At 65.5% G+C, this 13,498-nt stretch carries 12 protein-coding genes; 9 read left to right on the top strand and 3 right to left on the bottom strand.

The window, feature by feature from the left end:
• Nucleotides 1–96 precede the first annotated feature (96 nt).
• A complete protein-coding gene (locus BLS85_RS16505; RefSeq protein WP_092787845.1) occupies nucleotides 97–1,944 on the bottom strand; it encodes an ATP-binding cassette domain-containing protein in 1,848 nt (615 codons plus the stop codon).
• A gap of 289 nt (nucleotides 1,945–2,233) precedes the next feature.
• Here BLS85_RS16505 and BLS85_RS16500 point away from each other — a divergent pair, with 289 nt between their 5' ends.
• Nucleotides 2,234–2,770, top strand: a complete 537-nt coding sequence (locus BLS85_RS16500; RefSeq protein ID WP_092787844.1) for a response regulator — start codon at nucleotides 2,234–2,236, stop codon at nucleotides 2,768–2,770.
• Here the strand turns inward: BLS85_RS16500 and BLS85_RS16495 are convergent.
• The gene (locus tag BLS85_RS16495) at nucleotides 2,748–3,164 is read right to left on the bottom strand and encodes a hypothetical protein (protein WP_092787843.1); all 417 of its coding nucleotides are present in this window, start codon (nucleotides 3,162–3,164) and stop codon (nucleotides 2,748–2,750) included. The two genes, BLS85_RS16500 and BLS85_RS16495, sit on opposite strands and share 23 nt — an antisense overlap.
• Nucleotides 3,165–3,203: 39 nt before the next feature.
• On the bottom strand, nucleotides 3,204–4,073 hold the full coding sequence (locus tag BLS85_RS16490) for a universal stress protein (protein ID WP_092787842.1): 870 nt from the start codon (nucleotides 4,071–4,073) through the stop codon (nucleotides 3,204–3,206).
• A gap of 329 nt (nucleotides 4,074–4,402) precedes the next feature.
• Between BLS85_RS16490 and BLS85_RS16485 the strand changes: the two genes are divergently transcribed.
• From BLS85_RS16485 to BLS85_RS16450, 8 genes are all read left to right on the top strand, one after another.
• The gene (locus tag BLS85_RS16485; protein WP_092787841.1) at nucleotides 4,403–4,789 is read left to right on the top strand and encodes a thioredoxin family protein; all 387 of its coding nucleotides are present in this window, start codon (nucleotides 4,403–4,405) and stop codon (nucleotides 4,787–4,789) included.
• A gap of 108 nt (nucleotides 4,790–4,897) precedes the next feature.
• Nucleotides 4,898–5,701: a bifunctional hydroxymethylpyrimidine kinase/phosphomethylpyrimidine kinase gene (thiD, locus tag BLS85_RS16480; protein WP_092787840.1), complete on the top strand. Its 804-nt coding sequence runs from the start codon at nucleotides 4,898–4,900 to the stop codon at nucleotides 5,699–5,701.
• Between the two features lie 293 nt (nucleotides 5,702–5,994).
• Nucleotides 5,995–6,261 carry a DUF4212 domain-containing protein gene (locus BLS85_RS16475; RefSeq protein WP_092787839.1) on the top strand — a complete coding sequence of 89 codons (267 nt, stop codon included), beginning with the start codon at nucleotides 5,995–5,997 and terminating at the stop codon, nucleotides 6,259–6,261.
• 16 nt (nucleotides 6,262–6,277) lie between these two features.
• Nucleotides 6,278–8,059, top strand: a complete 1,782-nt coding sequence (locus BLS85_RS16470; RefSeq protein ID WP_092787838.1) for a sodium:solute symporter family protein — start codon at nucleotides 6,278–6,280, stop codon at nucleotides 8,057–8,059.
• A gap of 144 nt (nucleotides 8,060–8,203) precedes the next feature.
• On the top strand, nucleotides 8,204–10,066 hold the full coding sequence (locus tag BLS85_RS16465) for a putative nucleotidyltransferase substrate binding domain-containing protein (RefSeq protein WP_092787837.1): 1,863 nt from the start codon (nucleotides 8,204–8,206) through the stop codon (nucleotides 10,064–10,066).
• 30 nt (nucleotides 10,067–10,096) lie between these two features.
• Nucleotides 10,097–10,786, top strand: coding sequence for an exonuclease domain-containing protein (locus BLS85_RS16460; protein ID WP_218128464.1), 690 nt, complete (start codon nucleotides 10,097–10,099; stop codon nucleotides 10,784–10,786).
• Nucleotides 10,787–11,293: 507 nt separating this feature from the next.
• Nucleotides 11,294–12,616, top strand: coding sequence for a M23 family metallopeptidase (locus BLS85_RS19495; RefSeq protein ID WP_092787836.1), 1,323 nt, complete (start codon nucleotides 11,294–11,296; stop codon nucleotides 12,614–12,616).
• The gene (locus tag BLS85_RS16450; protein WP_092787835.1) at nucleotides 12,600–13,196 is read left to right on the top strand and encodes a bactofilin family protein; all 597 of its coding nucleotides are present in this window, start codon (nucleotides 12,600–12,602) and stop codon (nucleotides 13,194–13,196) included. The genes BLS85_RS19495 and BLS85_RS16450 overlap by 17 nt, the downstream gene beginning before the upstream one ends.
• Nucleotides 13,197–13,498: the final 302 nt, after the last annotated feature.

The following is a 13,498-nucleotide window of genomic DNA, read 5'->3' as shown; positions in this document are numbered from 1 at the left end:
TCTTCCGCGTGGTCTTCGGCGGCTGTCCCTTGGCCAGCTCCCTGCGCTGCGGTTCGGTTTAGAACGTCGTGAAGGCGACAGGCCGATCCAGAAGACTCAGCGCTCCAACTCCTCCCGCAGAATCTCCACCTCCAGGTATTCGTCCTCGGCGGCGGTCAGTTCGGCGCGGGCGGCCTCCAGGCGATCGGTGCGGGCCTGGAAGCCGTTCGGATCGCGGGTGAACAGGATCGGGTCGGCCAGTTCGGTTTCCAAGCCGGCCACTTCGGCATGCAGGGCGTCGATGCGCGCCGGCAACTGCTCCAGCGCACGTTGTTGCTTGTAGGACAGCTTGGCGGAGCGCGGCTTCGGCTTCTCCGACGGGGCGGCTTTCGGTTTCGCCGGAGCGGACGTGGTCCCGCCCCGCGGGGAGGCCCCCAGCATTCCGGGGAATAGCGCCTCCAGCGCGCCGCCCGCCTGGGCCAGCGCGTCCGAGAACCCGCCAGCATACTCCACCGCCCGGCCGTCCCCCGGCAGCACGATGGTGGAGGTCACCACCCGATCCAGGAAATCGCGGTCGTGGCTGACCAGCAGCAGCGTGCCGTCATAGTCGGCCAGCATCTCCTCCAGCAGGTCGAGGGTTTCCATGTCCAGATCGTTGGTGGGCTCGTCCAGGATCAGCATGTTGGTGGGGCGCGCCAGCGCCTTGGCGAGCACCAACCGGTTGCGCTCGCCGCCGGACAGGCTGTTCACGGGGCTGCGCGCCTGGGCGTCGTCGAACAGGAAGTCCCGCAGATAACTGACCACATGGCGCGACTGGCCGCGCACGTTGATACGGTCGGCGCCGGCGTCGGCCAGCAGGTCCCACACGGTCTTGTCGCCGTCGAGTATCGAACGGTGCTGATCCAGGGTGGTGGGGGTCAGGTTGGCGCCCAGGCGCACGCGGCCCGCGTCCGGCTCCAGGGTCCCCGTCAGGAGGCGCAACAGGGTGGTCTTGCCGGCGCCGTTGGGGCCGACGATGCCGACGCGGTCGCCCCGCAGAATCCGGGTGGAGAACGGTTTCAGGACCGTACGGCCGTCATAGGCCTTGGTGATCACCTCAGCCTCGATGACCAGCTTGCCGGAGGTTTCGCCGGTGTCGGTCTCCAGCTTCACGCCGCCCGCGCGTTGGATGCGCTGGGTGCGATCCTCGCGCAAGGCATACAGGCGGCGCAGCCGGCCCTGATTGCGTTTGCGCCGGGCCGAGATGCCCTGGCGTGACCAGACGGTTTCCCGGGCAATCAGCTTGTCCTGACGGGCCCACTCGGCCTCCTCCTGGGCGATGATGGCGTCGGCCCAGTCCTCGAAGGCGCCGAATCCCTCGTCGAGGCGGCGCAGCCGGCCGCGATCCAGCCACAGCGTCGCCTGAGTCAGACGCCGCAGGAAGGCCCGGTCATGGCTGATGGTCACCACGGCGCCCCGGAAGGCCGCCATGGTTTCCTCCAGCCAGCCGATGGTCGGCAGGTCGAGGTGGTTGGTCGGCTCGTCGAGCAGCAGGATATCGGGATCGCCCACCAGGGCGCGGGCCAGCGCGAGGCGTCGCGTCTCGCCGCCGGATAGGGTCGCCGGAGCGCGGTCGTAGGGGATCCGCAGGGCGTCCAGCAGAATCTCGGCGCGGTGGCCCTCGTCGGCATGGGCCGGGGGGAGGGTGGCGGCGACACAGCCCAAGGCGGTCTCGAAACCCGTCAGGTCGGGGTCCTGCGGCAGGTAGGCGACCGTGACGTCGGGCTGCAGCGCCCGCGTCCCGGCGTCCGTGTCGATCAGGCCGGCGATCACCTTCAACAGCGTCGATTTGCCGGAGCCGTTGCGGCCCACCAGACACAATCGTTCCCCCGGGCCAATGGTCAGGGACAGGCCGTCAAGTAGCGGATGGCCCCCGAACCCAAGGGAGATGTCGCGCAGGGTCAGAAGGGGTGGCGGAGGAGCCATGACCGGCGATCTCCCGGTGTTCATGAAACGGGGCGAGGGTGAGGCCCTGCTGTAGGCGCGCACCCCAGGCCGGGTCAAGATCTTGGGCGGGCGGCCGAAGGTGATCCCGGTTCGTGTTGACCGTGATTGGGTGTTGCGCGACACTTCGTCTAGCGGAGAACGGCGTGGCCGACCGCGTTTCAGGGGTCACAGGACACACCCACGGACCAGCCGTCGGGCGCCGGCCAGGGGGGGCTCCATTCGGGCTGGCACGGGCTCGACCGGAACTGTTTCCGGTGGGGAGGTTTGTATGTCCGCGCTCGACTGGGCCGCCTTGCGGGTCCTGATCGTCGACGACAATGCGTTTTTCCGTCAGGTGGTGCGCACCGTCCTGTCGGCGGCCGGCGTGACCGAGATTTTGGAGGCTGGGACGTCCGAGGAGGCGCTTGACCGGTTCTGGGCAGAGGACCTGATCGATCTGGTCTTGCTGGACTATGTCATGAAGCCGCAGGATGGCTTGGCGGTGACACGCATGATGCGTGATGAGGCCCACAGCCATAACCCCACGGTGCCGATCATCATGGTCTCCGGCCACCTGAATCCAGCGGAGGTCCGGATCGCCCTGGACGCGGGTGTGCATGCGGTTGTCGGCAAGCCGATCAGTGCCCGGGAGCTTCTGAGGGTCGTCAAGCGGACGATGACCGAACCCGTGCCATTCGTACGGACCGAAGGCGACTTCGGGCCCGATCACAGGCGGCCCGCCCGAGCCCCCCAAACCGATCAAACCGGCGGCGAAGCCTCGCCCCAGGCCGAGACCGGGATCGTCAGCGACGCGCGGGAAGAGTGATCGGGCGGCCCGTCGGGGGCGAGATCAGCCAACCGCCGCTGTTCAGGGCGGAGACGACCCAGCCGCGCCGGATGGCCTCTTGCGCCAGATCGTGCGGCAGTGGCGCCCGGAACCCATCCGGATGCGCCGGCAGGTCGCCGCCCTCTGACCAGAACCGCATTTCCCCGGCCAACGCCGAATCGTCCAGGCTCCGGCAGACGCGGCCGCGCCAGATGTCGGCAAGGCGTTGCATGCCGTCGGCGCCGAGACGGCGGGTCAGTCCGGCGGTTTCCAGGGCGTCGCGGGCCTGGGGCCATGTCTCGGCGGTCTCAAGTGCCTCCATGGCCTGTCGTATGGTGTCCAGCGCCGCGCCAGCCTGATCCGCGTCTGATCGGTGTGAGGGACCGTCGCTCATCGAGCCTCTCTTGGGCGGGCCTCCCCGGCGTTGCGTTGGTCAGTGGGACAGAAGGACGGGAATGGTGGCGTGATCCAGGATATGGCGCGTTACGCCGCCCAGGATCAGTTGTCGCAGGCGGCTGTGGGTGTAGGCGCCCATCACCAGCAGATCTACGGCGCGATGGTCGCAGTGCGTCAGCAATGCCTTGCCGATGTCGTCGCCATGATGGCCGCGCACTTCGAACGTCGTCGTTTCGACGCCGTGCCACGCCAGATGGCGGGCCAGATCACCGGCACTTTGCGGCGTGCCGGCGTCGCTTCCGGCCAGAATGGCGACGGTGTCGGCCCGTTCGATGAACGGCATGGCGCCCTGGACCGCGCGGGCGGCCTCGGGCGATCCGTTCCAGGCGATGGCCACGGTGCCGCCGACACTAACCGGGGGCGTCGGAGGTGCCACCAGCACGGGACGCCCGGTCTCCATCAGGGCCGCGTTCAGGGTCATCAGCGAGGGCATGTCGCTGTCGGCAACCGGCCGGCCGGCCACGATCAGATCGGTCACGCGCCCCAGGGTCGCCACTTCCTCGGGTTCGCTGCCATCCCGCAGGACCCATTCGGCGGTGACCGATTCCAGCGGAGGCGGCCCGTCACGAAGCGGCGCTTCGCGCGCCTCCACGATGCGGTCAAAGGCGGCCCGTGTCGCGTCGGCGCGCACCTGGGCGTCGCGCTCGGCGGCCGCCATCATTTCCTCGACCAGGGCGCCGGCCATGGCCTCGCCGACGTATGGCACGGCACTGGCCGGATCCGCCCGGACGTGCAGAACCTCAACATGGGCGCCGATCTGATCGCCGATCAGGAACGCCGTCTCCATGGCTGGGGTGCCGCTTTTGGCGTTTCCGGCGATGGCAAGGATGGTCTTGATGCCTGGCATTGTCGGGTCTCCACCGGTCCTGATGTTCTGTCCGTTTCAGACGGCGATCCTTTGGCGAAAGCTCGCGCCGGGCCTCCGCGCCACGGCGCGCTCCGTCATCGGATCAGGCGCTGTGAGTACTATGAAACCCATCGGCGGCGTAAGAAAGCCATTTTCCGGGAAGGCGCGCCCGTGCCTTGATCCATCGATTTTTCGGCCGCGAGGGGTTGCATCGCCGCGCTGGAGCCTTCAGGGTGTCCGTACGACATCAGGGGGCGGGCTACGGCATAAATCGTGGTCCGCCCTTTGGTTTATCCAGAGATCATCCACAACCGAAGAGGGAGGGTCCCGTGTCGACCGTCACCCTGACGAAGGACAACCTGGAAGACGTCATTCGCCCCGACAACATGGTCGTGCTGGATTTCTGGGCCGACTGGTGCGAACCCTGTAAGAGCTTCGGGCCCACGTTCGAGAAGGTGAGCGAGGGGCACTCCGATGTGACCTTCGCCAAGGTGGACGTCGAGGCCGAACCGGAACTGGCGCAGAGCTTCGGCGTGCGGTCCATTCCGACGGTGGCCATCCTGCGGGATCGCGTGGTGTTGTTCAATCAGGCCGGCGCGCTGCCGGAAGGCGACCTTGACAACGTGGTGTCTCAGGGCAAGGGCGTCGACATGGCGGCCGTGCATGAGGAAATCGCCCGCCAGCAGCAGGACGGCGACGGTCAGGGCGCGGCCTGAGCCGGGTCTTCCCCTCAAACTTGGGTCCGGTCGGTTTTTCGCTTGCGATTCGGGGCGGAGGTGTGCAGGGCTGCGCGCCGTCACGATGACGGCAGGGAGAAACAGGGCATGACCGGGCGTGTGTTGATCGTCGCCGGTTCCGATTCCGGCGGCGGCGCGGGGATTCAGGCTGACATCAAGGCCGTGACGGCGCTGGGCGGGTACGCGGCCACGGCGGTGACCGCGCTGACCGCGCAGAACACCCGAGGTGTGTTCGGGGTCCACCCGGTGCCCATCGACTTCATCGTCGAGCAGATCGCCCTGGTGCTCGGCGACATCGGCGCCGATACGCTGAAGACCGGCATGATGGGAACGGCGGCCGTGATCGAGGCGGTGGCCGAGGCGCTGTCGCGGTATGGCGATGGGATTCCTCTGGTGGTGGACCCTGTGATGGTCGCGAAGGGCGGCCATCCGCTGCTTGATGCCTCCGCCCAGGGGGCGTTGCGCGATCTCCTGGTTCCGCGCGCGGCCGTCCTGACCCCAAACGTTCCCGAGGCCGAGGCGCTGAGCGGACGCGCCATTGGGTCGGTGACCGACATGGAGGCGGCCGGAAAGGCCCTGCTGGATCTGGGACCCGAGGCCGTGCTGATGAAGGGCGGGCATCTGCCCGGCGCCACGGTGACGGATCTTCTGGTCACCGCCGATGCCGTCCGTCGCTTCGACGCGCCCCGGATCGAAACAACGGCAACGCACGGGACCGGTTGCACGCTGGCCTCCGCCATCGCCTGCGGTCTGGCTCAGGGGATGGCTCTGGAGGACACCGTGGCGCGCGCTCGCGCTTACGTGCGCCGCGCCATGGAAACCGCACCGGGCTTCGGGCAGGGACACGGACCGATGAACCATGCCCACACGGTGGCGCCGTTCAAGGGCTGATCGGGCTGGCGTTTTGCCTCCGACGACTTGAGAACTCACTAATATAGCCGAAAATTCGCCGTTTTCCCTTGCCTCCCCGGCGGGACATTGGTTCAGTGATCCGCTTAGGGGGCAGGCGGTGGGGCCGGTGTCCGATGCACGCCCTTGGCGACGTGTGACTTGTCTGACGCGTGGGGCGGAAAACGCGTCGGCGAGGATGCCCCTGTTAAAAGATATACGCACGACTCTGACAAAGACCCGGAGCGATGCTCCGCATAATGGTGTTGTGCAGTCTCACTTGGGAGGTAGGAACAATGTCCGATAGTTCGGGGAACGGCAAGGATGCCTACTGGAAGGCGAACATAACCCTGATCGCGGTCAGTCTGGTGATCTGGTTCGTGGTCTCTTACGGGTTCGGTATTCTTCTTCATGACCAGTTGAACGCCATTCAGTTCGGCGGCTTCAGGCTTGGCTTCTGGTTCGCCCAGCAAGGTGCCATTTACGTCTTCCTGATCCTGATTGCGGTCTATGCCCTGCGCATGAACGCCCTGGATCGCAAACACGGCGTTGACGAGCAGTGACGGGGGGACCTGACAAATGGATCTGAAAACACTGACCTACATTGTCGTGGGTCTCAGCTTCGCGCTGTATATCGGCATCGCCATTTGGTCGAAGGCCAGCAGCACGGGCGAGTTCTACGTCGCCGGCAAGGGCGTGCATCCGGTGGCCAACGGCATGGCCACGGCCGCCGACTGGATGAGCGCCGCGTCGTTCATCTCCATGGCCGGCCTGATCGCCTTTCTGGGGTACGGGGGCTCCGTCTATCTGATGGGCTGGACCGGCGGCTATGTGCTGCTGGCCATGCTGCTGGCGCCGTACCTGCGCAAGTACGGCAAGTTCACGGTCCCCGAGTTCATCGGCGACCGGTACTATTCCAAGGCGGCGCGGCTGGTGGCCGTGGTCTGCCTGATCTTCATTTCGTTCACGTATGTCGCCGGCCAAATGCGCGGCGTCGGCATCGTGTTCTCGCGCTTCCTTGAGGTCGACCTCATCACCGGCCTGATCGTCGGCATGGGCATCGTGTTCGTCTACGCCGTGCTGGGGGGCATGAAGGGCATCACCTACACCCAGGTGGCGCAGTACTGCGTCCTGATCGTCGCCTACACGGTGCCGGCGGTGTTCATCGCCTTCAACCTCACCGGCAACCCGATCCCGCAGATCGCCTTCGGATCGGTTATCACGGCGGAGAGCGCGGCACACAACGGGCAGTTCATGCTGGACGCCCTGAACGACATCGTCACGGAACTCGGGTTCATCGAGTACACCGAGGGTGGCAAGAGCATGATCGACATGTTCGCCATCACCGTGGCGTTGATGGTCGGCACGGCCGGTCTGCCGCACGTCATCGTGCGCTTCTTCACGGTGCCGCGCGTGCGCGACGCTCGCGCCTCCGCCGGCTGGGCACTGCTGTTCATCGCCTTGCTCTACACCGTGGCCCCGTCGGTTGGCGCCATGGCCCGCTACAACCTGACCACCACCGTGCAGACCGGCGAGGTCGGCAGTCCCGACGGCAATCTGGTCTACGAGGATCGACCCGCCTGGATGGAGCGCTGGGAAGCCACCGGCCTGCTGTCGTTCGAGGACAAGAACGGCGACGGCCGCATCCAGTACTACAACGACAAGAGCGCGGACGAAGAGTTCCTGGCCCGCGCCGAGGAATGGGGTTGGCAGGGCAACGAACTGGTGGTGGACCGCGACATCATGGTCCTGGCCAATCCGGAAATCGCCCGTCTGCCCGACTGGGTCATCGCCCTGGTGGCCGCCGGCGGTATCGCGGCCGCCCTGTCCACGGCGGCCGGCCTGCTGCTGGTGATCTCCTCGGGCATCTCGCACGACCTGCTGAAAGGGACCGTGACGCCGGGCATCTCGGAGAAAACAGAACTCCTGGCCGGGCGCATCGCTGTCGCCGTGGCCATCTTGATTGCCGGCTATCTGGGGTACAACCCACCAGGGTTCGTGGCGCAGGTGGTGGCGTTTGCCTTCGGTCTGGCGGCGTCGTCGCTGTTCCCGGTCATCCTGATGGGCATCTTCTCCAAGAAGATCAACCGGGAGGGTGCCATTGCCGGCATGCTGACCGGCCTGGTCTTCACCATGGGCTACATCATTCTCTACAAGGGTGTGTTCATCGAACCGGTCATTGACAACGTCCGGGAGAACTGGCTGTTCGGAATCTCGCCGGAGGGCATCGGGGCCGTCGGCATGGCGTTGAACTTCCTTGTCGCCTTCCTGGTCTCGAAGGTGACGGCGGAGCCGCCGGATCACATCCAGCATCTGGTGGAGGACATCCGCACCCCGCGCGTCACCACGGCAGCGGAGTAACGCTCAATCCTACCGGGGACGATCCGGTCCCCTGCGTTGCGCGAGCCCCAGTCCGTCGGGGCTCGCGCTTCTCTTTTGCTGCGTGGGGCGGCATTCTGGTCGTCAGGATGTGCCTATTGCTCCGGATGCTAGGCGAGGCCCCCCATGGACGTGGAACTGATTGAAATCCGCGACTTCATCGCCGCGTACCACCCCTTTGACATGCTGCCGACCGAGGCCCTCGACACCGTTGCCAGCAACCTTGAATCCCGATACATCCGCAAGGGACGTCCCCTGATCGAACCCGGGGACACGGTCGATCATGTTTTCATCGTGCGAACCGGCGCTTTGGAGACACGCGATCCGGCCAACGAGTTGCTGGCGCGCACCGGCGAAGGTGAAACCGTCGGCACCATCACCCTGCTGCGCGGCGGCCCGGCCCACAACACCATCCTGGCCATTGAGGACAGCCTTCTGTATGCGCTGCCGGCCGAAACGTTCCACGACCTGCGTAAGCGTCACAAGCAGTTCTCCTATTTCTTCCAGCCGCTGGGCGGTGAGCGGTTGCGCACGGGCCGCGCGGTCTCCAACCAGGGGCACGGCCGGCTGGACCTGATGGCCGTTCACCTGGGGGACATGCTGCGGCGCGCGCCGGTGACCATCGCGCCGGACGCCACCATCCATGCCGCCGCCGCGCGCATGGCCGAGGAGGGGGTCTCCTGCCTGTTGATTCCCGGGGAGGAGAAACTGATCGGCATCATCACAGAGCGTGACCTGCGTAACCGCGTGGTGGCCAAGGCGCTGCCCTATGAGACGCCGGTTTCGGCGGTGATGACGACCAACCCGGTGTACCTGACCACCGACGACTATCTGTTCGATGCCATGCTGCTGATGTCACGCCACAACATCCGGCACCTTCCCGTGCTGCGGGAGGGCGCCCTGGCCGGCGTCATCACCACCACCAACCTGGTGCAGGCGCAAAACACCTCTGCGGTCTATCTCGTCGGCGACCTTTACAAACGCGACACGCCGGAGGGGATGCGCGATTCGCTGTCCATGGTGCCAGAGTTGATCCTTCAACTTGTGGAGACCGGGGCATCGGCGCACACCATCGGGCATATGATCTCCACTCTGTCCGATGCCGCCACGGTGCGCCTGATGGCCCTAGCGGAGCAGACCCTGGGGCCGCCCCCCGTTCCGTTCGTGTGGCTGGCCGCCGGCAGTCAGGGCCGGCACGAGCAGACCGCGCGCTCGGACCAGGACAACTGCCTCGTTTTGGATGATTCCTACAACCCGGAAAAGCACGGTGAGTATTTCCGCGCTTTCACGCGCATGGTCTGCGACGGGCTGAACATCTGCGGCTATGTGTATTGCCCGGGCGAGGTCATGGCCATGACCGACCAGTGGCGCCAGCCGCTGAAGACGTGGAAGTCCTACTTCGCCAAGTGGATCGACCAGCCGGAGCCGAAGGCTCTGATGCACGCTTCCGTCTTTTTCGATATGCGGCCGATCTTTGGAAACCATGGCCTGTTCCACGATCTCAGGGCTTTTGTGCTGAAGAAGACGCAGGGCAAGAAGATCTTCCTGGCCTATCTGGCGTCGAACGCGCTCAGCCGTCAGCCGCCGCTGGGCTTCTTCCGCAATCTCGTGCTCATCCGGGGGGGCGAGCACGACAACACGCTGGATCTGAAGCACCGGGGCATCGTGCCCATCGTCGATCTGGCGCGGGTTTACGCGCTGGACGCCGGCGCCGAGGCCGTCAACACCCTGGATCGGCTGGAGATTGCCCGCGACAAGGGCAGTGTCTCCAAGGACGGCGCGGCCGATCTGCGCGACGCCTGGGACTTCATCAGCACCATGCGGTTGCGCCATCAGGCCCTGCACATCCGCGAGGGAAAGAAGGCCAACAACTACGTCTCGCCGGAGTTGCTTTCGAACTTCGAGCGGACCCAGCTCAAGGATGCGTTCTCGGTGGTCAAAACCATGCAGGGCGCTCTCGCCACGGCCTATCAGACCGGGCGGATGTAACGAACCTTCGCGGCGGAGCCAGTCCCCACCATGCTCAGGCACCTTCTGGGATTCGACGTCATGCGTCGCCTGTTGTGGATGAGCGGCAAGCCGGGGCCGCTGCGGGATTACTACGCGGTTGACTATGCCACGCTCGACACGCCCTGGCCCGAGGTGGAGTTCCTGGCCATCGATCTGGAAACGACCGGCCTTGATCCCAGGCACCATGAGATTCTGAGCGTGGGGTTCGCGCCGGTGCACGCCGGTGGGGTTCGTCTGGGGCAGGCCCGGCATTTCCTGGTGCGGCCGACGCGGCCGATTCCGGAGGAAACGGCGGTCATTCACGGGTTGCTGGACGACCACCTGGAATCCGCGCCGCCGCTGGCGGAGGTGCTCCCACACGTGCTGCGTGCGATGGCGGGGCGTGTCCCGCTGGCCCATTTCTCGACCGTCGAGCAGCGGTTCCTCAGCTTCGCCTGCAAGCGCGTGTATGGCCAGCCCATGGTCGTGCCCTATGTCGATACTCTGCGGCTGGAGCACAGGGCGCAGGAACGCCAGCAGCAGGCGGTGGTGCAAGGTGCCCTGCGCCTGCATGCGGCCCGCGAGCGGTATGGCCTGCCCCGCTACAAGGCCCACAACGCGATGATGGACGCCATCGCCGCCGGGGAGTTGTTCCTCGCTCAGGTCGCCCACATGGACACCAAGAAACCGCCGCGCCTGGATGAGGTGTGTCAGGGGTAGGGTGCCAGCCAGTCATGCAGCTTATGATTGTTGATTGCGGGCTTATGGAAAGCGATGGTTCGTGTCATAAGGTGGCTCGATTCGGGTTAAGCTTAACCGAATGTTACCGCAATGTGTCGAAGATGAGGCACGAGAACCCTAGGCGGGGAAGGGGTTTCAGTGACGGGGTTGCATGTGCGTAATTTCATTTATATGGGTTCCGCCTCACGCAAGCTCGACCGACCCGGCACGCCGTCGTCGCGGAGTTGGCCGTGTCGCGGCGGAGAGAGCCGCGCTTTCGCGTGGTCGGCCCATGTCGAAAACGGGTCGTGACATGTGACTCCGTTAAGGGGTATCGGCCTTTTCGGCGGGTTCTGCGGCCGACCTCTGGCCATGTGACGGATCGCACGGTAGGTCCGCATAGCAGGCAGTATGTTTCTCCTCGTCGGGGGGCGGTTGTCCTCCGGACCGGGGACCCGCGCTTGGTTCCGAAATTCATAGGCCCATGACCTAGGAAGACAGCAAGACATGTCGGAGTTCGATCCTCAACACCTCAGCCTGCCACCCTGGAAACGGGCCCTGCACCGGGCTTTCCCCGAACGCCATGTCATGATCCGCACCGACAACGGCGGTTTTCAGTCCTGGACCCTGAGCAGCATGAAGCAGGCCGCCGGGGCCTGCATTGGGGTCGTGATGCTGGGCATCCTGACCTACAGCATGGCCATGGTGATCTGGGTGGACGCGGTCATCGACGCCAAGACGGCGGAAGTGCGGGACGCCCAGGACAGCTACAAACAGCTTCTGGCCGAGGTGGCGCTGTATCGCGATCAGATCGCTGAGGTGACGCGGGGGCTTGAAAACAACCATGCCGTCCTCGCTCGTTATGTGGCGCCGGAGTCCGTCGGGGAGCCCGTCGGCCAGCCTGAGGTTGGCGCCGAACCGGTGCCCGAGGCCTGGGAAGAGGAAGCCGGTCGTGCCCGGGATGCCCTTCTGGCCCAACTCGCCGGCATGGAAGAGGGCATGGCCGAACTGTCGGAGGCGCATCACCTGCTGGGTCAGTTCGACGACTTCGAGCTCGAAATGCGCAAGATGGTTCTGCAACGGGACCTCGCGCTTGATGAGAACAGGGCTCTGACGGAGCGGGTGACCGACCTTGAGGATCTCGTGATCGAAATGGAGACGGCGCAGGCCGCGCTGTTGGAGCATTTCGGCGCCGTCGCCCGCACCCGCATCGCCGATATCGAGGGGAGCCTCGCCGAGGTGGGCCTTGATGTCGAGAGCATGCTTGATGCCCTCAGCGTCGAGGCCGATGGGAAAGGCGGTCCGTTCGTGCCGGCCGATCTCCCCATTCTCGACAAGCCGGTCTACGAGGCCTCGGTGACCAGCCTGAACACCTATGTGGACCGTCTCGGAGCCCTGCGGGGCCTGACCGACGCGCTGCCGCTGTCCAAGCCGATCACGGCAAGCCACCGTATGAGCAGTCCCTTCGGTGTTCGTCAGGATCCGTTCAACGGCCGGATGGCCCGCCACGAGGGCATCGACTTCTCGGCAGCCATGGGAACGCCCGTGCTGGCCACCGCCACGGGAAAGGTGGTTGCCGCCGGGTGGCGGCGTGGGTATGGTCGCACCGTGGAAATCAGCCACGGCATGGGCGTGACGACGCGCTTCGGGCACCTCTCGGAGATCACCGTCAGGCCGGGTCAGGCCGTGGCGCGGGGCGACGTCATCGGGCTGGTCGGGAATAGCGGCCGCAGCACCGGGCCTCACCTGCATTACGAGATTCGTGTCCGGGGTACGCCCCGCAACCCCGCTCAGTTTATGAAGGCCGGTCAGCATGTTTTCCAAGGCTAATCCGAAGCCGACCCCGTCCTCCACCGCTCCCGCCGTTCCTGCCGCTGACCTGCGCAAGACGGAGAGGCGGGCCGGGAGCGACGCTGCGGCGGAGCGCGCCGTTCCCTCGATCATCAGCGCCGATCTGACCATCACCGGGGATATGGTCAGCGCGGGCGAAATCCATATCGACGGCCGGGTGGAAGGCGACATCAAGTGCGCCTCCCTGATCATTGGCATCTCGGGGGCCGTGACCGGTGAGGTCAGTGCGCAGACCGTGCGCATGCATGGCTCGGTGAGTGGTCAGGTCATCGCCAAGTCGGTGTTCCTGGCCAGCACTGCCCGCATGGTCGGCGACGTCACGCATGAAAGCCTGGCCATCGAACCCGGCGCCTTCATGGAAGGGCATTGTCGGCGTATGGCCGAAATGCCCGATCTCGGCCTGCCGGATCGGAACGCCGGCTCCGAACCCTTCGAGGCCCCGCGTCTGGCCGGTGTCGTGGGCGGAGATGCCGGATCAGAGGCGAATGGCAGGGCGCCGTTCGAGACTGACGAGGCGGCCCGTACAGGAACCGAGACCACGAAGAAGGCTAAGTCCTAGAGCAAATCCCGAGCGATCCGGAACGGATCGCGACGACGATTTGCTTCACAATCAAATGGCTAGCGCAAATCCCGAGCGATCCGGAACGGATCGTGACGGATATATTCTTGAATATTAAATAAGGCTCAATTAGCGTTAGATATGCAGATTGGATCTTTGGGCGAGATGAGCCCGGCGACACAGGCCAGGATGGATCTTGGTGACGGTAGCTGAGGCAGAACGGTGAGGTGGTACCACGCCAGGTAGCTGTCGAGGTACTTGGTGGCGATGCCCCTGTGCCGCCGCAGGAGGTCCTTCAGGCG

It is taken from the genome of Rhodospira trueperi (genome assembly GCF_900101965.1).
Lineage (GTDB): Bacteria > Pseudomonadota > Alphaproteobacteria > Rhodospirillales > Rhodospirillaceae > Rhodospira > Rhodospira trueperi.
Note: the sequence above shows the minus strand (reverse complement) of the source record. Positions and strands in the feature narration are given on the sequence as shown.

Coding starts and splice junctions, on each gene's coding strand:
- BLS85_RS16500 (WP_092787844.1), top strand. CDS start 2,234: ATGTCCGCGCTCGACTGGGCCGCCTTGCGGGTCCTGATCGTCGACGAC.
- BLS85_RS16490 (WP_092787842.1), bottom strand. CDS start 4,073: ATGCCAGGCATCAAGACCATCCTTGCCATCGCCGGAAACGCCAAAAGC.
- BLS85_RS16465 (WP_092787837.1), top strand. CDS start 8,204: ATGGACGTGGAACTGATTGAAATCCGCGACTTCATCGCCGCGTACCAC.
- BLS85_RS16475 (WP_092787839.1), top strand. CDS start 5,995: ATGTCCGATAGTTCGGGGAACGGCAAGGATGCCTACTGGAAGGCGAAC.
- BLS85_RS16460 (WP_218128464.1), top strand. CDS start 10,097: ATGCTCAGGCACCTTCTGGGATTCGACGTCATGCGTCGCCTGTTGTGG.
- BLS85_RS16495 (WP_092787843.1), bottom strand. CDS start 3,164: ATGAGCGACGGTCCCTCACACCGATCAGACGCGGATCAGGCTGGCGCG.
- BLS85_RS16505 (WP_092787845.1), bottom strand. CDS start 1,944: ATGGCTCCTCCGCCACCCCTTCTGACCCTGCGCGACATCTCCCTTGGG.
- BLS85_RS16450 (WP_092787835.1), top strand. CDS start 12,600: ATGTTTTCCAAGGCTAATCCGAAGCCGACCCCGTCCTCCACCGCTCCC.
- BLS85_RS19495 (WP_092787836.1), top strand. CDS start 11,294: ATGTCGGAGTTCGATCCTCAACACCTCAGCCTGCCACCCTGGAAACGG.
- BLS85_RS16470 (WP_092787838.1), top strand. CDS start 6,278: ATGGATCTGAAAACACTGACCTACATTGTCGTGGGTCTCAGCTTCGCG.
- thiD (WP_092787840.1), top strand. CDS start 4,898: ATGACCGGGCGTGTGTTGATCGTCGCCGGTTCCGATTCCGGCGGCGGC.